Here is a 17,679-nt window from a genome sequence, read left to right on the forward strand (position 1 = left end):
TTCGATCACTTCGCCGGCGGCGCGATGTAGATGTTCCAGCTCATCGCCGGGCCGGCCTTGCCGTGGGTGAAGCGGCGCGTGGTCATCACGATGCGCTCGGCGTTCGGAGCGGTCTCCGACACCCATTTCTCGAAGGCCGGCAGACGGCCATCGGTCGGATCGAACACGCCGATGAAGCCATATTTTTTGGCGTCGTCGCGCGAGGTCAGGCCGGAATCCCAGGCTTCGATCGGCACGAGCGCAGCCGGATGATCCGGGCTGTAGAACACCATCGGCTGGATCGACTCCATCGTGCCGGCGACGACCGCCCAGCGCGAGGCAAAGCGCGCGTGCCAGGCCTGCGTCAGCTCGTGTGCGAGCTCCGATCGCGCGCCATAGGTCGCGGTGTTGCCCGCATTCGCCGCCATCTCGCGCGCGGCAATCCAGGGCGAGGCTATGAGCGTCGCAACGCTGAGCAGGAGCCAGATCGCGACGATGTTGAACAGGACCGCGCTCTGCACCCGCAGCGCGGGGATCGCGACCAGCGCCAGCGGCACCAGGAAGAACAGCGAGATACCCCAATCCGTCTTCATGTAGATGTTGAACACCAGCGCACCGAGCGGCGGGCCGACCGCGACGATGATCTGGATGATCCAGACATTTAGCGCCTGCGAGACATTGACGCCTGAATTGACCCCACGCGCCCAGGCTCGCGTGACGATGCGCACCGGCGCGCGCAACAGCAGCGTGAACCAAGGCGGCACCAGCGCCATCGCGAGTGCAGCGAGCGCCACCGGCAGCGCCAGTAGCGCGATATTGTGCAGGAAGTAGCCGGCCACGAGCTGATGCACGAAGCCGGCGTCCTCGAGGCTGTAGGTGTCGCCGGCATAGGTCAGCGGCACGAAATGCACGTCCGCCAGCCAGACGATGTGCGGGACCATCGCCACCGCCATCGTCGCGATCGCCAGCCACGGCGCCGGCGACAGCAGGAATTGCATCCGCTCCGGATGGATCAGCGCGGCAAGACCGACGGCGCCGATCATGGTCAGCACCCAGTATTTGGTCATCAGCGCCAGCGCGCCGGCGAGGCCGAGCAAGACTCCGGATTGCCAGGTCCGTTTCTCGAACGCGTTGAGATAGGCGAGCACGAGCAGCGGCAGCGTGACCAGCTGGAGCAGGTCCGGGTTGTACTTGAAACCCTTGAAATTGAAGATCGGGTAGAGCGCGACCATCACCACGACCAGAAAGGCGCGCCGCGCATCCACGACGCGCAAGCTCACCAGCCAGCAGATCACCATACCGACGCCGACCGTCGCCATTGCCAGCGCATAGGTCGCCCAGTCCGTTGCCGGGAATACTGTGAACCAGAGGCCGGCGACCCAGCCCGACAGCGGCGGGTGCTTGCCGTAGCCCCACAGGAATTTCTGGCCCCAGCCCCAGGCTTCTGCGACGTCCATGTGAACGTCCTGCGCCGCCTTGAGATTGATCAGGATGAAGGTCCAGAGCACCGCATGCAGGATCGCGAGCTGGATCACCAGCCAGAGGCGCGCCTCCGGCCGGGTCGCACTGGCAACCAGCCAGGCCCGGAAGCGGCCAAAGCTCACCCGGGCTTTTACGCGTGTTCGGGCAGAGCGGATCGAAGTGGTCGACAAGGGCCTGGACATGGGGCGTTGCGTAGCGCGTTTCGGGCCCTCGTGGAATCAGCTTGGCGTGAAGAAAGGCCCTGAAAATACAGCAATATGGTTGCCGCACGGGGATGTGAGTGGTATCCCGCGCCCATGACGACCGTCCCCATTTCGAACATCCGCAATTTCTCCATCGTCGCCCATATCGACCATGGCAAATCGACGCTGGCCGACCGTCTGATCCAGATGACCGGCGGCCTCTCCGACCGCGAAATGGCGGGCAAGGAGCAGGTGCTCGATTCCATGGACATCGAGCGCGAGCGCGGCATCACCATCAAGGCGCAGACGGTTCGGCTGAAGTACCGCGCCAAGGACGGCAAGGATTACATCTTCAACCTGATGGACACGCCGGGCCACGTCGACTTCGCCTACGAAGTCTCGCGCTCGCTGGCGGCCTGCGAAGGTTCCCTGCTGGTGGTCGACGCCAGCCAGGGCGTGGAAGCGCAGACGCTTGCCAACGTCTACCACGCGCTCGACGCCGGTCACGAGATCGTGCCGGTCCTGAACAAGGTCGACCTGCCCGCGGCCGAGCCCGAGAAGATCAGGCAGCAGATCGAGGACGTGATCGGCATCGATGCGTCGGACGCCGTGATGATCTCGGCCAAGACCGGCCTCGGCGTTCCCGACGTGCTCGAAGCCATCGTCACCCGCCTGCCACCGCCGAAGGGCGATCGTGACGCGACGCTGAAGGCGCTGCTGGTCGACAGCTGGTACGACGTCTATCTCGGCGTCGTCGTGCTGATCCGCGTCGTCGACGGCGCGATGAAGAAGGGCAGCCGCATCCGCATGATGGGAACGGGCGCCGCCTATGACGTCGAACGCGTCGGCTTCTTCACGCCGAAGATGACGCAGGTCGACGAACTCGGCCCCGGCGAGATCGGCTTCATCACCGCGGCGATCAAGGAAGTCGCCGACACCCGCGTCGGCGATACCATCACCGACGACAGGAAGCCTGTCACCGAGATGCTGGCGGGCTTCAAGCCGGCGATCCCCGTGGTGTTCTGCGGCCTGTTCCCCGCGGACGCCGATGACTTCGAGACCTTGCGCGCGGCGATGGGCAAGCTGCGCCTCAACGATGCCAGCTTCTCCTACGAGATGGAGACCTCGGCCGCGCTCGGCTTCGGCTTCCGCTGCGGCTTCCTCGGGCTGTTGCACCTCGAGATCATCCAGGAACGTCTGTCGCGCGAGTTCGATCTCAATCTGATCGCGACCGCGCCAAGCGTGATCTACAAGATGGCTCTGACCGACGGTCAGGAAATCTCGATTCACAATCCCGTCGACATGCCCGACGTGGTCAAGATCGCCGAGATCCAGGAGCCCTGGATCGAGGCCACGATCCTCACCCCCGACGAATATCTCGGCAGCGTGCTGAAGCTGTGCCAGGACCGCCGCGGCTCGCAAAAGGAGCTGACCTACGTCGGCTCGCGCGCGATGGTGAAATACGATCTGCCGCTCAACGAGGTCGTGTTCGACTTCTACGACCGCCTCAAGTCGGTCTCCAAGGGCTACGCCTCGTTCGACTATCATCTCACCGACTACAAACCGGCCGATCTGGTGAAGATGCAGATCCTCGTGAACAACGAGCCGGTCGACGCGCTCTCGATGCTGGTCCATCGCACCCGTGCGGAGGGGCGCGGCCGCGCCATGGTCGAGAAGATGAAGGAGCTGATCCCGCCGCACATGTTCCAGATCCCGATCCAGGCGGCGATCGGCGGCAAGGTGATCGCGCGTGAAACCGTCCGCGCCCTGCGCAAGGACGTCACCGCAAAATGCTACGGCGGCGACATCACCCGTAAGCGCAAACTTCTGGAGAAGCAGAAGGAAGGCAAGAAGAAGATGCGGCAGTTCGGCAAGGTCGACATACCGCAGGAAGCTTTCATTGCCGCACTGAAGGTGGACAGCTGAGGCTGCCGCCGCCTGTCGCCGGCGTCCCTCACGCGACGCCGGCCTCGCCCGAAAACAAAAACTGCGAAAACAACCCCATGCACAGTAGCCGCCCCCTTGGCGGCATTGTGCTTTTCCGATTTTACGAAATTTGCTTGACCCGTCGGGCAAAACAGGGGTATGGTGGCAGCATCGCAGGGTGTGTGATGCAGGCGCCCATGTCCGATCCCTGATCGATCACGACTTCTGCTTCGCCTCGACGTACCGCGCGAAACTGTCGAGGATCGCCTGCCAGCCGCCTTGCTGCTGCTCAACCGAGTGCGTCGCTTCGCTATCGAAGACGACGCGGACGACAATGCCCTTTGGGGCGGGCACGAACTCGACCTCGGCCTTTCGATCGCCGAACGCGTACTCGATCCGCTTGTGTTCCACGATCTTCGTGTAGGTGCCGGCGAAGTCAAAGCCCATGCTGCCGTCCTTGGCTTCCATCCGGGACGAGAAGGCGCCGCCTTCCCGCAGGTCGACCGTCGCTTTGGTCGTATGCCAGTCGTCGGACGCCGTATTCCACTTCACGATGTCGGCAGGCGTCGTATAGGCATGCCAGACCTGATCGATGGGGGCTGCTACGCTGGTTTCGACGGTGATCCTCATGGGCATTGCTCCAGTTCAATTCTTGTCGAGGTGACGAAATCACTTCCCGTGCGCCGGGCCATCCGCGGCACTTCCGGGCATTGTAAACGAAGGACGATCGAAACCCGTCGGCCCCGACATGGCCGGGTCGTAAAATCTGGAATTCAGGGCGCCGTCAAACCATCATTGTCCGAGCTGCTGAAGCACGGCGAACCACAATGCGAGCGGCTCCCTGAGGCCGCCCGGCTCGGACGGCTTTTGGTGAACGGCGGTGTGCACCATGACGAGCTTGGAGGCTGGATCGACCAGGATGACCTGACCGCGGATGCCAAGCAGCGCAAATCTGCGCCGCTCGCCAGGGAGGAGCCACACCTGATAGCCATAGCCGAAATACGATGTGGCCACGCCCGGAGCGAGATGGCCATCGCCTGGTCTGACGGTGGTGGCATCGAGCAGCCACTGCCGGGGGATCAATTGACGACCTTCCCAGGCGCCGTTGTTCGCTAGCAATCGGGCCAGGCGCGCATAGTCGCGCAAGATTGCGTTGAAGCAGCAAAAGGCAATCTCTTGTCCGCTGCCGTCTATCGCCCACGACGCATCCGCTTCGGCGCCGATGGCGTCCCAGATCCGATCGCGGAGATAGTCGGCAAGCGGAGTGGCCGTGGCGGAGCGCAGGACCAGGCCGAGTATCTCGGTTTCAACGCTTGCATAGTGCCATCTGGTCCCCTGCGGTGCGGTTCGGGTATTGAATTGCGCGACGATGGCGGCGGGATCTTTTGGCTCATCGACGAACAGGGCCCGCCCGAGCCGGGCGATGTCGTCGTGCCCATCATAGACTTCCGAGAATTCGACGCCCGAAGACATGTTCAGCAAGGCCCGGATGGATGTGTTTCCATATTCCGTTCCTGCAAGGCCGGGGACGTAGGTTGAGACGAGGTCGTCGATCGACTTGATCCGTCCCTCCGAGACCGCGACCCCGACCAGCATGGCCACCAGCGTCTTCGCCATGGACTGCGAGAGCAAGCGATCATGGTCGGTGCGCGAATATTGATAGTGCTCGTACAGGATGGTGTCGTCCCTGGCGATCAGGAGTCCCGTTACCGGGTTACGCTTGAGGTAGTCCGCGATGCTCAGCCGTTCGGCGCCAAAGCTGTACGTGATTGATGGCTCTGGGGCGCGTTTGAATTGCCAGGGCGCCGTCGCGCGACCGACCGCGCGCGAGGGATAGATCTCGCCGAAATGGCTGTAGACCCCGACGAGCTTGTCAAGCTGGGTGGTGGTCCCGCGCGTGCCGACCGGATAGCCGGAGGCCGCGCCGTAGAGTTCGGCATCGGGGCCGCTGTCCGAAAAGACCGGCCCCGGCTCGCGGGGAGAGCTTCGGCCGTCCTGTGCGCATGCGAGTGGTGCCGAGACCGCGGCGGCGAAAATGACAGGCGTGAAAAGCCTGCGGCAACCGCGTGGCCTGCAAAGTGCTCCCCATTCCATTGAACTTGCCTCCTCACACGTTCCTGTGTGTGCGCTTATGAGAACAACCTTGCAGGCCCGTGACGAGAGACATGCTATCATGACGGGTAGACGATGCCAGCGGGCGCCCAGCTCGTAGGATGGGTTGAGCCCTCGCGAAACCCATCGCTCCGACGGGCGGACGCGTGTCTGGTTATTTTTCTCAGTTCCATCCCATTGTGAGGATGAAGTTTGATGGTGTTCGCTTCCGCCTTCGCTCTTCGAGCTACGGCGGACAAGTCGCTGTACCCATCCTACGAGCTGGAATTGCGATGATGTCCCATCAAAAAAACAACCCCGTGACGTTTGTGCTCGTAGCCCGAATACCTCCGGAGGGCATCGCGGACTTTCGCGCCTACGAGGATGCCGTCGTGCCGCTGTTGCCTGAGTTCAACGGGTGTCTGGAGCGGCGCCTTCGCAGTCCGGACGGCACCGTCGAGATGCACATCGTCAGCTTTGCGTCCGAAGCTGACTTTCAGAATTACCGGAACGATCCGCGACGGACGGCGCACGCCCGGCTGCTGGAGAAATCATCCGCGACCCTGGAATTGCTCCCGATGGCGAGCGTCTAGCGTCGAGTCAGATCACTCTCACCCGATCGCGAAATCCGCCGCCGTCTCCGCGTGAATCGCCGTCGTATCAAACGTCTCGACCGAAGTATCGCCCGCGCCGACCAGCATCGTGATCTCGGTGCAGCCAAGGATGATGCACTCCGCACCGGCAGCGACGAGCGCGGCCATCACGTCCTGATAGCGGCTGCGCGAGGGGGCCGCGACAATTCCAAGGCACAGCTCATCGTAGATGATGCGATTCACGTCGGCCCGGGCCTCTGGAGGAGGAACCAGGACGTCGAGATCATGCGCGCGCAGCCGGTCGATGTAGAAATCTTCCTCCATCGTGAATTTGGTGCCGAGCAGCCCGACGCGCCGATAGCCTTTGGACCGAATGCGCTCTGCCGTTGCGTCGCCGATGTGAATGAGGGGGATGGTCACATTCGACACGATGTCGGGCGCCAGCTTGTGCATCGTGTTGGTGCAGAGCACGATCGCGCGCGCGCCGGCGCTTTCGAGACGCCGCGCGATTTCCGCGAGGCTGGCCGCCGCCTCGTCCCAGCGGCCGGCATATTGCATCTCCTTGATCGCCTGAAAATCGTAGGAATACATCAGCAGCGGGGCCGAATGCAGCTTGCCCATGCGGTCGCGGACGCGCTCGTTGATGAGCTTGTAGTAGAGCGCCGTGCTCTCCCAGCTCATGCCCCCAATCAGGCCAATGGTTTGCATCCCGGCGGCTCCACAAATGTTCGACCGGATCGTAGACCAAGACGCCAGAGCTGGCCATGTCCCGTTCCGATTGAACCCGATCCGAGTTCGGCGACACTATCCCCTTGCCTGGTGAGCGGCTTCGCCCATCCATGGGCAATACGGGAACGTCCGTCATGCGAGAGCGAAACTGGCGATTGGTTGTGGTCGGCGCGGTGCTGCTGGTGCTCGCCGCCCTGTTCTTCCTGACCATGCGGGACTCGACGCCGTGGTCCAATGATCCCGCCAGCCTGATGCGGACAGTCGGAGAGGTTTCCGGCGCCGTCGGCGGCATCAGCCTTGTCATGATTCTGTTCGGCTTGATCGGCCGAAAGGCGCCGGCCTGACGGGCGTCATTGCATGCGTTTCTTCCTTTGCGAAATCGTCGCCCGAATTGTCGCGATCTATCTGTGCGTCGATTGCGGCCGCATGCTGCGGGATGGCTATACCGAGCGGGAAATCAGGGCCTTCAGTCCCGATCTCGTGGTCTGGCTGCTGGACTGGTCGCGGCAGGTTTTCCAGAGGGACACCGCGCCGGTCCGGTACTGGATGGAAATGGGCCATCAGGCCGTGTGCTTGGCGGCTTGCCTCGCCGTTGCGATCTTCGGGTGGCTGCCGAACGGATGAGCATCCGCCGATGGCGATCGGGAAGTTTTGAAATCTAGAGCGCCGGCAAACCGGGCGGCGGCTTGCGCATGTTGGTCGCCTGCTCGTAGGCGTAGGCGAGACGCAACAGTTTATGCTCGCTCCAGGCCTTCCCTGCGAAGGTGACGCCGAGCGGATAGTCGGGCGTGTCCTTCCCGTCGGCGCCCGAGACGAAGCCGCCGGGCACCATGACGCTGGGATAGCCCGCCTTGGCCGCAATCGCTGCGCCGGTCGCGCCCGGAAACAGGATGGCGTCCAGCTTGTGCTCTGTCATGTAGGTGTCCATGCCGTGCGTCCTGGCGGCGAGCAGGTCCATGGCGCGCGCCGATTTGTATTCGCGCTCACTCAGATCGCCTTTGGTGAGGTCGGAGGCGAGAAACAGGTCCTGGCCGAAGCGCAGCGCCTTGCTCGCGTTCGCCGTATTGAAAGCGATGATGTCGGCCATGGTCCGGATGTCGGTGTTGGCCGCCCAATCCTTGAGGTAGAGATTGAGGCCGTATTTCAGCTCGTAGAGGAAGACGATAGGCGAGCCCGTGGGGTTACCTTTGTTGCTGCTCAGCGGATTGCGGTTGAGCACGGCCATGCCGGTGCCGGGGCCGGCAATCCAGCCACGCGTCGGCATGTTGGCACGCACGATGACCGCGCCGAGATCCTCCAGCACCTTGAACACCTCGGCCATCAGCTTGGTCCGGTCGGGTGGCATCTTGCCGTAGTAGCAATCGTTCAGCGGGTCGGCGGGGTCGCTCGGCACACCGATGCGCGCACCCTTCAACGCGTCCCGCGCGAGATCGGCCGTGTAATCGGCCGGCCTGCGCTGCCGCTCCGTCACGGGATCGCGCGGGTCCTTTGCGGCCAGCACGTTCAGCAGCATGGCCGCGTCGCGCACGGTGCGCGTCATGGGCCCGGCCGTGTCCTGGCTGTGCGAGATCGGCACGATGCCCGCACGGCTGATCAGTCCGACCGTCGGCTTCACGGTGACGAGGCCATTCCGGCTTGCCGGATGCAGCAGCGAGCCCGACGTCTCGGTGCCGATCGAGGCGGCGCAGAGGCCTGCCGCCACGGCGACCGCCGAACCCGAGCTCGAGCCGCCCGGGTCTACGATCGGGATGCCGTGATCACCCATCAGCGCCGGCACGTAGGGGTTCTTCACCTGGCCGCCGAGCGACGAATAGCCCGAAGGCATGTCGACCGCGAGGATGTTGGCGAACTCGGTCAGGTTCGCCTTGCCGAGGATCACCGCGCCGGCGTTGCGCAGCAGCCTGACGACGGTCGCGTCGCGCCTCGCGCGCGCGCCCTCCAGCGCCAGCGAGCCCGCCGTGGTCGGCTGCTTGTCCGAGGTCGCGATGTTATCCTTCACCAGGATCGGCACGCCAGCCAGCGGCTGTTTGGCCGACGGTTTGGTGCCATCGAGCTTGCCCGCGATCGTAAGCGCGTCGGGATTGAGCGCGCGCACGGAATTCAGCGCCGGCCCGCCGCGGTCGTAGGCCGCGATGCGCGCGAGATAGGCCCTGGTCAGCGCCGTGGCGGTGACATGCCCGCTCGCCAACGCATCGATGATGTCGCTCATGGGCGCGTCCTCGAGCCTCAGCTCGGGCGACGCCGCAGCGCGGCCGGTTGGCGTCTTCATCGCGTGCCTCGTGGATGAATATGTGCTACGAAACGTAGCATTTCTACCGATCGTACGACAAGCCGCTCGGGAGCGACCGATGGACTGCACCATCCGGCCTGCGCTTGCCGATGACGCTGCCGATATCAGCGGCGTCATCCTGCGTGCGCTGCGCGAAACCAACGCAAAGGACTATACGGACGAGATCATCGAGAGGGTCGAGCGCAGCTTCAGTCCCGACGCGGTGCGCCAGCTGATCGGGAAACGCACCGTTTTCGTCGCCACCCTTGGCCGCCGCGTCGTTGGAACGGCGAGCCTCGACGGAAGCGTCGTGCGGACGGTCTTCGTGGCTCCCGATATCCAGGCCCGCGGGATCGGCAAGCTGCTGATGGCCGCGATCGAGCGGACGGCGCGCGAGCGGAACATCCTTGCGTTGACCGTGCCTTCGTCGGTCACCGCCGAGACCTTCTACGCAAAGCTCGGATTCAAGGCCGTGCGCGACAGCTATCATGGTGACGAACGCACGATCATCATGGAGCGGTTGCTCGGTGAATAGTCCATAGCCCTGTTGCGATCTTGATCCTCTCCGCCAAATAGCCCACCATCGCGCCCTCACCGCTCACGGCAAGAATGGGCGAGGAAACGCGCATGAACGCAACTCCCGAACCTGGCCTGGTCGAGCGGGCCTGTGCCATCGCGCCGCTGATTGCGGGCGAGGCGGACGAGATCGAGCGGATGCGGCGGCTGACGCCTGTGGTCGTGACCGCGCTGCTCGAGAACGGTCTCTATCGCGCGCTGCTGCCACAGAGCCTTGGCGGCGCCGAGGCCGCGCCGGAACACTTCATGCAGATGCTGGAGGAGATCGCCAAGGCCGATGCCTCCACGGCCTGGTGTCTCGGCCAATGCAGCGTCTGCGCCATGATCGCCGCCTCCCTCGACCGCGACGCCGCGCAGGAGATCTTCAACACCGCGCCCGGCATCCTCGCCTGGGGCGCGATCGCGCATGAGGCGCGCGCCGTCGAGGGCGGCTATCGCGTCACGGCGCGGTGGGATTTTGCCTCGGGCTCGCGGCAGGCGAACTGGCTGGGGGCGCATGTGCGCATCGTCAATGCCGACGGCACGCCGCGCAAAAATGCCGACGGATCGGCGGAGGTGCGCACCATCCTGTTTCCGGCCGCGAGCGCCGTGCTGCACGACGTCTGGCAGGCGATCGGGCTCGCCGGCACCGGCACGGATTCGTATGAGGTCGCCGACCTCTTCATCCCCGAGCGCTTCACCGCGTTCCGCGATGTCCCGCATGCGCTGGTTGAGAAGGGCCCGCTCTACAGAATAGGCACCGGCTCGACCTTCAGCCTCGGCTTTGCCGCGGTCTCGCTCGGCGTGGCGCGCGCCACGCTGGATGCCGCCATCACACTGGCGCGCGGAAAACATCAGTCGCTCGCCGCCGGCGCCATGCGCGACAACCAATCGGTTCAGGGCCTGATCGGCCGCACCGAGGCCGATTTACGCGCCGCGCGCGCCTATCTCTATGCGACCGCGAATGCGATGTGGCGCGACCTCGTGGCGACCGGAGAATTCACCGCGGCGCATCGGAGCGCAGTCAGGCTCGCCGCGACCTGGACCATCCATCAATCGGCAAAAGTGGTCGACGCCGCCTATCACATGGCCGGCGCGACCGCGGTGTTCCGAAAGCATCCGTTCGAGCGCCGGTTCCGCGACATGCACGCCATCGCGCAGCAGATCCAGGCGCGCGACACGCATTACGAAGACGTCGGTAAGATGATCCTCGCCGAAAATCGATAGTCCTCGCCGCGCGAAACTGCTGCGCTTTGTCTCCACTGCGACGAACAACCACGCTCGCCATGCGCCCGCGGCATTGAGTCATGCAAAAGGATGACAAGGGCCCCGTCGAATCAAGGAGACCGCGTCGGGCTTGTTGTTAAGCAATTTCTGGGACTCTTCCGCAAAGTTCAAGATTTGGAAATGCCTGGGAATTTTTGATGTTCAAGATCAAGTCGATTGCCGCCCGCCTGATTCTCGCCATCGCGCTCACCGTCGCGGTAGCCTGCGCCATCCTCTCCGGCTTCTCGATCACGCAGCAGCGGGCATTGACACGGATGGCGCTGGATCAGCAGCTCAAGCTGCAATATGAGAGCGTGATCGCGGCGATCGACTACGAGGGACGCGCGGCGCTCGCCGTCTCGTCCGTCGTTGCAGCACTTCCTCCGGTCGGGGACGCCATCGCCAAGGGCGACCGTGACGCGCTCGGTGTTCTGCTCGGCGACGCCAACAAGGCGCTTAAGACGCAGGGCATCCCGCTGATCACCTTCCAACTGCCGCCTGCGCTGGCGTTTTACCGCGTCCACACGCCGAAGGTCTTCGGCGACGACGTCTCGGGCCGCCGCGCCACCGTGGTCGAGGCGCTCAAGACCGGACGGCAGATCGTCGGAGTCGAGCCGGGCCGCGAAGCGCTCGGCATCTTCGGCATGACCCCGATCGTGCGCGACGGCAAGAACCTCGCCCTGGTCGATGTCGGCGTCGCCTTCGGCAAGGAGTTCGTCGACCGCGCCAAGAAGCGCTTTGGCATCGACCTTGCCGTTTACTCCGTCGACGGTAACAATTTGAACAAGCTGTCCTCGACCTTCGGCGAGAACGCGGTCGCCAAGCCCGACGAGTTGAGGGCCGCGATCGACGGCGCGCCGCTGCTGCGCGAGGCCGAGCTCGACGGCCACCCGGTCGCGGTCTATGCCGGGCCGATCAAGAACTATGCCGGCGCCCCGGTCGGCGTGCTCGAGATCATCAAGGACACCACGGAATACGAGGCCGCTTTCTCTGCCGCGGAGCGCAATCTGATCCTCGGCACGGTCGCGATCCTCGCCGCCGCCATCCTGCTGGCGTTCCTGCTCGGACGCGGCCTGTCGCGGCCGCTCATCGCGATCACCGCCATCATGAACCGGCTGTCGAGCGGCGACACCAGCGTCACCATTCCCGGCAGCGAACGTCCGGACGAGCTCGGCACCATGGCCAAGGCGGTCGAAATGTTCCGCCAGGGCATGCTGGAGACAGGCGCGCTGCGCGAGGCGCAGGAAGCCGACAAGGCCAGGGCCGAGGTCGAGAAGCAGGCGATGCAGCGCCAGATGGCCGATCGGTTCGAGGCCGACGTCAAGGGCGTGGTGGCCGCGGTCGCCAAGGCGACCGAGGGCATGCAGAGCGTCGCCGGCGAGATCACCACCAGCGTCAACGGCACCTCGCAGCGCGCATCCGCCGCAGCGACGGCGTCCGAGGAAGCCTCGACCAGCGTCAACGCCGTTGCCGCCGCGACCGAGGAGTTGGCCTCATCGGTCAGCGAGATCGGCCGTCAGGTCACCCATTCCAGCCAGGTCGCGAGCGGCGCCGTCGTGAAGGCCGCCGAGACGACCGAGATGGTCACGAGCCTTGCGGCCTCCGCCGAGCGCATCGGCGACGTGCTGCGTTTGATCAGCGAGATCGCGAGCCAGACCAATCTGCTGGCGCTCAACGCCACGATCGAGGCGGCGCGCGCGGGCGACGCCGGCCGCGGCTTTGCCGTGGTTGCGGCAGAAGTGAAGGGACTGGCGAGCCAGACCGCGAAGGCGACCGACGAAATCGCGAGCCAGGTCTCGGCGATCCAGGCCGCGACAGGAAATTGCGTCACCGCCATCTCCGGCATCAGCGACACCATCCGCGAGATCAGCGGCATCGCCACCACGATTGCCGCCGCCGTCGAAGAGCAGGGCTCGGCAACGCGCGAGATCGCCCGCAGCGTGCAGCAGGCGTCAACCGGAACGACCGAGGTCTCGGCTAATGTCGCCGGCGCCAGCCAGGCCGCGGACCAGTCGCGGGCGCTGGCAGGCGATGTGATGGTGGCCTCGGGTGAGCTCGGCCAGCACGCCTCGGCGCTGCGGCAGAGCGTGGACACGTTTTTGGCGGGGTTGCGGGCGGCTTAGAGTGTCTTGACCTCTGCCCGTAAGAACGGGGCGAGGGAGCGCACCGCCTCTGCGGCGAAATCAGCCTCACGCCACCAAGGCGGCGTCTTCTTCGTCCGCATCGATCCCGCGTTGCGCCGCCAGCAGGCTGATGATCTCGGCATTGGGCCGGGCCTTGCTGAACAGAAAGCCCTGGCCTTCGTCGCAGCCCTCGGCGCGAAGGCAGCTGAGCTCGGCCTCGGTCTCGACGCCCTCGGCGGTGATGATGACGCCGAGGCCTTTGCCGAGGCTGACGATAGAGCGGATGATCGCCTGGGCCTCGCGGTTGGCGCCGAGATCGCGCACGAAGGACTGGTCGATCTTGATCTTGTCGAACGGGAAGCTTCTGAGATAGCTGAGGCTGGAATAGCCGGTGCCGAAATCGTCCATCGAGATCCGGACGCCGAGCGCGCGCAGCGCATGCAGCGTCGCCAGCACCTGGGCGCTCTTCTCCAGCAGCAACGTCTCGGTGATCTCGAGCTCGAGCCGCCGCGCCGGCAGGCCGGAATGTCTCAGCGCGTCGGTCACCACCGAGAGCAGATTGCCGCTGCGGAACTGGAGCGGCGACAGATTGACGGCGACGCGGACGTCGTCGGGCCAGGTCGCGGCGTCGAGACACGCCCGGCGCAGCATCAGCCCGCCGAGCGGATTGATCAGGCCGGTTTCCTCGGCGACCGGAATGAACTCGGCCGGCGAGACCATGCCGCGCTCGGCATGCGGCCAGCGCACCAGCGCCTCGAAGCCGGTGATGCGGCCGCTCTGGAGGTCGACCAGCGGCTGGTAATAGGGCCGCAACACGTCGTTCTGAATGGCGTCGCGCAGCTCGACCTCGATCTTGCGCCGGCTCTGTGCTTTCGCATCGAGCGCGGCCTCGAAAAACGCAAAAGTGCCGCGCGCATCCAGCTTGGCGCGCGACAGCGCCATGTCGGCGCTCTTGAGCAGCTTTTCGGAATCATCGCCATCGCCCGGCGCCATCGCGATGCCGATGGAGGCGCCGATCACCACGGAATGGCCGTCGAGCAGATAGGGATCTGCGATGGCTTCCAGCAGGCGTTTTGCCAGCAGCACCGCGTCCTCGGGGCGCGTCAGGCCGCTCTGCACGATGGCGAACTCGTCCGAATTGAGCCGCGCCAGCGCGTCGTCCTCGCGCAAGGTCGAGCGCAGCCGCTTGGCGACGCCACGCAGGAGCTTGTCGCCGACGGCGTGTCCCAGCGTGTCGTTGACCGACTTGAAATTATCGAGCCCCAGCATCAGCAGCGCGACCTTGTCGGAGCTGCGCCGGCCGTGCAGCAGCATCTCGTCAACCTGCTGGCGCAGCAGATTGCGGTTCGGCAGGCCGGTCAGGCCATCATGCTGGGCCATGAAGGCAAGCCGCGCCTCGGCGCGCTTGCGCTCGGTGATGTCCATCAGCGCGAGCAGCACCGCAGGCCGCTCGGCATAGGTCAGCTCGCGGGAATAGATCGCAAGATCGATCAGCGCGCCATCGGCCTTGACGTGCTTCCAGGTGCGCCCGGCCTGCTCCTCGCTGGAGCGATCCGTGGTCCAGGGTGGCTCGCTCTCGAAGGCCTGAAGGCTGCGGATCTTCAGCTTCTCGAACTCGGCACGGCTGTAGCCGTAATGCGCAATCGCGGCATCGTTGACGCCGAGGATGCGTTCGTCGTCCAGCGCGCAGACGATCATGGGGACGGGATTGCCGTCGAACAGCAGGCGGAACGAGGCCTCGCGCTGCTTCAATTCGGTGATGTCGACGCGCAGGCCGACCACGCCGCCGTCATCGGTGCGGCGTTCCTCGATCAGGATGACGCGGCCATCCGACAGCGTCTGCTCGTGGCGCTTGCCGGGCTCGTGCAGCTTCTTCAGCCGCTGGGCGATCCATTCTTCCTCGTGGCCGGCGGCCTCGGGATAATCGCCGCGGGCAACGCCGACGCGCAGCGTGTCTTCCAGCCGCGCGCCTTCGGCGAACAGATCGGCGGTCTTGCTGTAGATTTCGGAATATTGCTTGTTCCAGAGGACGTAGCGGCCTTCCGGGTCGAGGATCACGATGCCCTGCGGCAGCAAATCGACGGCCTGGCGCAGCCGCTCATGCGATTTGCGCGCCTCGGTGATGGCCGCTTCGGCTTCGGCGCGGCTCTGCACGAGCCCGTCGTGGTCAACGGGCGGATGCGGCGCGCGCGCGAATCGCGGCTTGCGCGGCCGGCGGCCAGCCGCAACAAGCACGTTGCGCTTTCGCTTTCCTGGTTTTCGAGACCCCAAACTCAACTTCACATGTCCCAATCGCGCCCGGCGGCCGCAAGTCTTGAGAGCGAAGTCTTGAGGCAAGTGTCTGAAAAAAAAGTAATCTTCGCCGGTCGGGTCGCGCGACGGACGGCGCCGTGGCCCTCGTGTGTCAGGCATTTATGCCTGTTTGCGAGGCGCAAGAACCCCGATGGGCGCAGCAAACCTGTTTCGCCGTCGCGATGAGAGGGCGCGATGGCGCAAAATTGCGCGTTCGCTTGAATCAGTTCCAGGATCGCGGGCGATTGCATGCGGGCGGCGGCGATTGCTCACGCGGAGCACCAATTTTGGTCAACGCGACATAGGGTTATCGTCCCGTTAAGAATGCGCCGGTCGACGCAAGAAAACTGCGACTTCGGATGACCCCGTCGGGCCTATGGACCGTCGTGTCGGGCGCGCTGTCGCTGCGGGGCGGCAGCGTAAAGACACCGTGAGATCGCGCGCGGCCGGACGCCTCATTCTTAACCCTGACGCGGTGTTGGGCTATAAGGTTGTCAGCATGAGTCCCCGCCGCATCGCCCCTGTCCTGCTCGTCATGACGCTCCTGATGGCGCTCTTGGCCGCCGGCGACGCGCTGGCCCAGGACAAGGGCAGCGTGAACCCAAAGCCGCTGCCGCCGCTTGCCAACCCCAACGATCCCCACATCGGTGCGAAGGAGCTGTTCGCGCGAAAGCTGTTGCCCTCGACGGGGCCCGCGCATGTCATCGGCTCCTACACCAAGGGCTGCATCGGCGGCGCCATGCAGATGCCGCTCAACGGCGACAATTGGCAGGTGATGCGGCTGTCGCGCAATCGCAATTACGGCCATCCCGACATGATCGCGCTGATCAAGCGGCTCGCGGCCAAGGCGCACAAGGATGCGGGCTGGCCCGGCATCCTGGTCGGCGACATCGGCCAGCCGCGCGGCGGGCCGGCGCTGTCAGGCCACGCCAGCCACCAGATCGGACTCGATGCCGACATCTGGCTGACGCCGATGCCGGATCATCGCCTCTCCCGCGAGGAGCGCGAGGACATGTCAGCGGTGATGATGGTGCGGCAGGACCGGCTCGACATCGACCCGAAAGTGTTCACGCCGAGCCATGTGCTGGTGCTGCGCGATGCCGCGCAGGAGCCGGCGGTACAGCGCATCTTCGTCAATGCCGCGATCAAGAAGGCGCTGTGCCGCGAGGCCAAGGGCGACCGCTCCTGGCTGTCGAAGATCAGGCCGTGGTGGGGTCACGACTATCACTTCCACATCCGCATGCGCTGCCCGGCGGGCGCGGGCGAATGCGAGGGACAGCCCTCGCAATCCGAGGACGAGGGCTGCAAGCCGTCCGACCTCGCCTACTGGTTCAGCGACGGCGTGCTGCACCCGAAGCCGCCGCCGGAGCCGCCGAAGCCAAAGCCGCCGATGACGCTGGCCCAGATGCCGGCGGCCTGCAAAGTCGTGCTGCATGCGGGCGACGCGAAGCCGTAACAAGTTCGTCAACCGGGTGGTCGCTGCGCTCTGAAATGCGCTAGGATCGCCTCGCCGCCGGGCCGTAAGCCCGCTTCATTTGGGGATGCGCATCCCTTCAACATCCTGACCGCAAGCCGCGTCCCTCGCGTGGCCAACGATGAGATTTGACATGCGCGTCCTCACCTTCCTCGCTGCGCTCCTGCTCAGTGCGACCTCCGCTCTCGCCGCCGAAGAGCCGAGCGGCTGCGACAAGTTCAAATGGCCGATCGAGCGCGAGCGCGCTGCGCTCACGGCGCCGGATCGTGCCAAGCTCGCGTCGGGGAGCGAGCAGGCGGCCCTACCCTCGTCGGCCATCACGCTGGGACTGGTCGCACCGGCGGAGGCAAAGCTGCCGACGCCGCCGGAGCGGGCGCCGAAGGACGGCACTTTTGCCGGCTTCACTGGCATCAAGGCGCCCAAGGCCGGGCTCTACACGGTCAGCCTGTCTTCGGGGGCCTGGGTCGACGTGGTCCAGGACGGGCATTTGCTCAAGCCCGTGGCCTTCAGCGGCGCCACTGATTGCGACGGCATCCGCAAGACCATGAAATACGAGCTGTCAGCCCAGCCCTTCGTGCTCCAGATCAGCGGCGCCAAGGACAATTCGCTGTCGATTGCGATCCTGCCGGCCCAATAGGCCCATCAGGTTAGACAAACGGTCGCCTTTGACCTGGGGCCCCGGCCTGCTATCTTCGCAGGTGCGATAGCCCTGCCGGCC

Annotated in this window: 15 protein-coding genes; 9 read left to right on the forward strand and 6 right to left on the reverse strand. The window is 65.0% G+C overall.

Translation table 11 applies throughout. From position 1 onward, the window contains the following. Nucleotides 1-5 precede the first annotated feature (5 nt). Entirely contained in the window at nt 6-1,643 is a 1,638-nt protein-coding gene (locus IVB29_RS32965; protein WP_247507572.1) for a glycosyltransferase family 39 protein, read from the reverse strand. Between the two features lie 114 nt (nt 1,644-1,757). On the opposite strand from IVB29_RS32965, the gene lepA reads away from it, so the two are divergent. Beyond that, complete coding sequence (gene lepA, locus IVB29_RS32970) at nt 1,758-3,569, forward strand: translation elongation factor 4 (RefSeq protein ID WP_247507573.1); 1,812 nt, start codon at nt 1,758-1,760, stop codon at nt 3,567-3,569. A 216-nt stretch (nt 3,570-3,785) separates the two neighbouring features. Here the strand turns inward: lepA and IVB29_RS32975 are convergent, their stop codons facing one another. Both IVB29_RS32975 and IVB29_RS32980 read right to left on the reverse strand, forming a co-directional pair. Continuing rightward, the gene (locus tag IVB29_RS32975) at nt 3,786-4,199 is read right to left on the reverse strand and encodes an SRPBCC family protein (RefSeq protein ID WP_247507574.1); all 414 of its coding nucleotides are present in this window, start codon (nt 4,197-4,199) and stop codon (nt 3,786-3,788) included. Nucleotides 4,200-4,361: 162 nt separating this feature from the next. Continuing rightward, on the reverse strand, nt 4,362-5,663 hold the full coding sequence (locus IVB29_RS32980; RefSeq protein ID WP_247507575.1) for a serine hydrolase: 1,302 nt from the start codon (nt 5,661-5,663) through the stop codon (nt 4,362-4,364). A 290-nt stretch (nt 5,664-5,953) separates the two neighbouring features. Between IVB29_RS32980 and IVB29_RS32985 the strand changes: the two genes are divergently transcribed. Continuing rightward, entirely contained in the window at nt 5,954-6,253 is a 300-nt protein-coding gene (locus IVB29_RS32985; RefSeq protein WP_247507576.1) for an antibiotic biosynthesis monooxygenase, read from the forward strand. Between the two features lie 18 nt (nt 6,254-6,271). Here IVB29_RS32985 and IVB29_RS32990 read toward each other — a convergent pair whose 3' ends face one another. After that, nucleotides 6,272-6,961 (reverse strand): aspartate/glutamate racemase family protein, encoded by a 690-nt coding sequence (locus tag IVB29_RS32990; RefSeq protein ID WP_247507577.1) that lies wholly within the window; start codon nt 6,959-6,961, stop codon nt 6,272-6,274. 155 nt (nt 6,962-7,116) lie between these two features. On the opposite strand from IVB29_RS32990, the gene IVB29_RS32995 reads away from it, so the two are divergent. Both IVB29_RS32995 and IVB29_RS33000 read left to right on the forward strand, forming a co-directional pair. Further along, nucleotides 7,117-7,326 (forward strand): hypothetical protein, encoded by a 210-nt coding sequence (locus IVB29_RS32995; protein WP_247507578.1) that lies wholly within the window; start codon nt 7,117-7,119, stop codon nt 7,324-7,326. Nucleotides 7,327-7,339: 13 nt separating this feature from the next. After that, nucleotides 7,340-7,606: a hypothetical protein gene (locus IVB29_RS33000; RefSeq protein ID WP_247507579.1), complete on the forward strand. Its 267-nt coding sequence runs from the start codon at nt 7,340-7,342 to the stop codon at nt 7,604-7,606. A gap of 34 nt (nt 7,607-7,640) precedes the next feature. Here the strand turns inward: IVB29_RS33000 and IVB29_RS33005 are convergent, their stop codons facing one another. Continuing rightward, complete coding sequence (locus IVB29_RS33005) at nt 7,641-9,251, reverse strand: amidase family protein (protein ID WP_247507580.1); 1,611 nt, start codon at nt 9,249-9,251, stop codon at nt 7,641-7,643. Between the two features lie 79 nt (nt 9,252-9,330). Here IVB29_RS33005 and IVB29_RS33010 point away from each other — a divergent pair, with 79 nt between their 5' ends. From IVB29_RS33010 to IVB29_RS33020, 3 genes are all read left to right on the forward strand, one after another. Beyond that, nucleotides 9,331-9,786 (forward strand): GNAT family N-acetyltransferase, encoded by a 456-nt coding sequence (locus tag IVB29_RS33010; RefSeq protein WP_247507581.1) that lies wholly within the window; start codon nt 9,331-9,333, stop codon nt 9,784-9,786. Between the two features lie 92 nt (nt 9,787-9,878). Next, nucleotides 9,879-11,033 carry an acyl-CoA dehydrogenase family protein gene (locus IVB29_RS33015; RefSeq protein WP_247507582.1) on the forward strand — a complete coding sequence of 385 codons (1,155 nt, stop codon included), beginning with the start codon at nt 9,879-9,881 and terminating at the stop codon, nt 11,031-11,033. A 197-nt stretch (nt 11,034-11,230) separates the two neighbouring features. Further along, complete coding sequence (locus tag IVB29_RS33020; RefSeq protein ID WP_247507583.1) at nt 11,231-13,195, forward strand: methyl-accepting chemotaxis protein; 1,965 nt, start codon at nt 11,231-11,233, stop codon at nt 13,193-13,195. A 66-nt stretch (nt 13,196-13,261) separates the two neighbouring features. On the opposite strand, the gene IVB29_RS33025 is transcribed toward IVB29_RS33020, so the two are convergent. Further along, the gene (locus IVB29_RS33025; RefSeq protein ID WP_247507584.1) at nt 13,262-15,430 is read right to left on the reverse strand and encodes an EAL domain-containing protein; all 2,169 of its coding nucleotides are present in this window, start codon (nt 15,428-15,430) and stop codon (nt 13,262-13,264) included. 556 nt (nt 15,431-15,986) lie between these two features. Between IVB29_RS33025 and mepA the strand changes: the two genes are divergently transcribed. Further along, entirely contained in the window at nt 15,987-16,943 is a 957-nt protein-coding gene (mepA, locus tag IVB29_RS33030; protein ID WP_247507585.1) for a penicillin-insensitive murein endopeptidase, read from the forward strand. A 151-nt stretch (nt 16,944-17,094) separates the two neighbouring features. Beyond that, nucleotides 17,095-17,598: a hypothetical protein gene (locus IVB29_RS33035; RefSeq protein WP_247507586.1), complete on the forward strand. Its 504-nt coding sequence runs from the start codon at nt 17,095-17,097 to the stop codon at nt 17,596-17,598. Nucleotides 17,599-17,679 lie beyond the last annotated feature (81 nt).

It is taken from the genome of Bradyrhizobium sp. 1 (assembly GCF_023073315.1).
Taxonomy (GTDB): domain Bacteria; phylum Pseudomonadota; class Alphaproteobacteria; order Rhizobiales; family Xanthobacteraceae; genus Bradyrhizobium.

What these genes read in the sequence shown, in the direction of transcription:
- IVB29_RS32995 (WP_247507578.1), top strand. Translation starts at nt 7,117, where the DNA reads ATGCGAGAGCGAAACTGGCGATTGGTTGTGGTCGGCGCGGTGCTGCTG.
- IVB29_RS33010 (WP_247507581.1), top strand. Translation starts at nt 9,331, where the DNA reads ATGGACTGCACCATCCGGCCTGCGCTTGCCGATGACGCTGCCGATATC.
- IVB29_RS32990 (WP_247507577.1), bottom strand. Translation starts at nt 6,961, where the DNA reads ATGCAAACCATTGGCCTGATTGGGGGCATGAGCTGGGAGAGCACGGCG.
- IVB29_RS32985 (WP_247507576.1), top strand. Translation starts at nt 5,954, where the DNA reads ATGATGTCCCATCAAAAAAACAACCCCGTGACGTTTGTGCTCGTAGCC.
- IVB29_RS33000 (WP_247507579.1), top strand. Translation starts at nt 7,340, where the DNA reads ATGCGTTTCTTCCTTTGCGAAATCGTCGCCCGAATTGTCGCGATCTAT.
- IVB29_RS33035 (WP_247507586.1), top strand. Translation starts at nt 17,095, where the DNA reads ATGCGCGTCCTCACCTTCCTCGCTGCGCTCCTGCTCAGTGCGACCTCC.
- IVB29_RS32980 (WP_247507575.1), bottom strand. Translation starts at nt 5,663, where the DNA reads ATGGAATGGGGAGCACTTTGCAGGCCACGCGGTTGCCGCAGGCTTTTC.
- IVB29_RS33020 (WP_247507583.1), top strand. Translation starts at nt 11,231, where the DNA reads ATGTTCAAGATCAAGTCGATTGCCGCCCGCCTGATTCTCGCCATCGCG.
- IVB29_RS33005 (WP_247507580.1), bottom strand. Translation starts at nt 9,251, where the DNA reads ATGAAGACGCCAACCGGCCGCGCTGCGGCGTCGCCCGAGCTGAGGCTC.
- mepA (WP_247507585.1), top strand. Translation starts at nt 15,987, where the DNA reads ATGAGTCCCCGCCGCATCGCCCCTGTCCTGCTCGTCATGACGCTCCTG.
- IVB29_RS32975 (WP_247507574.1), bottom strand. Translation starts at nt 4,199, where the DNA reads ATGAGGATCACCGTCGAAACCAGCGTAGCAGCCCCCATCGATCAGGTC.
- IVB29_RS32965 (WP_247507572.1), bottom strand. Translation starts at nt 1,643, where the DNA reads ATGTCCAGGCCCTTGTCGACCACTTCGATCCGCTCTGCCCGAACACGC.
- lepA (WP_247507573.1), top strand. Translation starts at nt 1,758, where the DNA reads ATGACGACCGTCCCCATTTCGAACATCCGCAATTTCTCCATCGTCGCC.
- IVB29_RS33015 (WP_247507582.1), top strand. Translation starts at nt 9,879, where the DNA reads ATGAACGCAACTCCCGAACCTGGCCTGGTCGAGCGGGCCTGTGCCATC.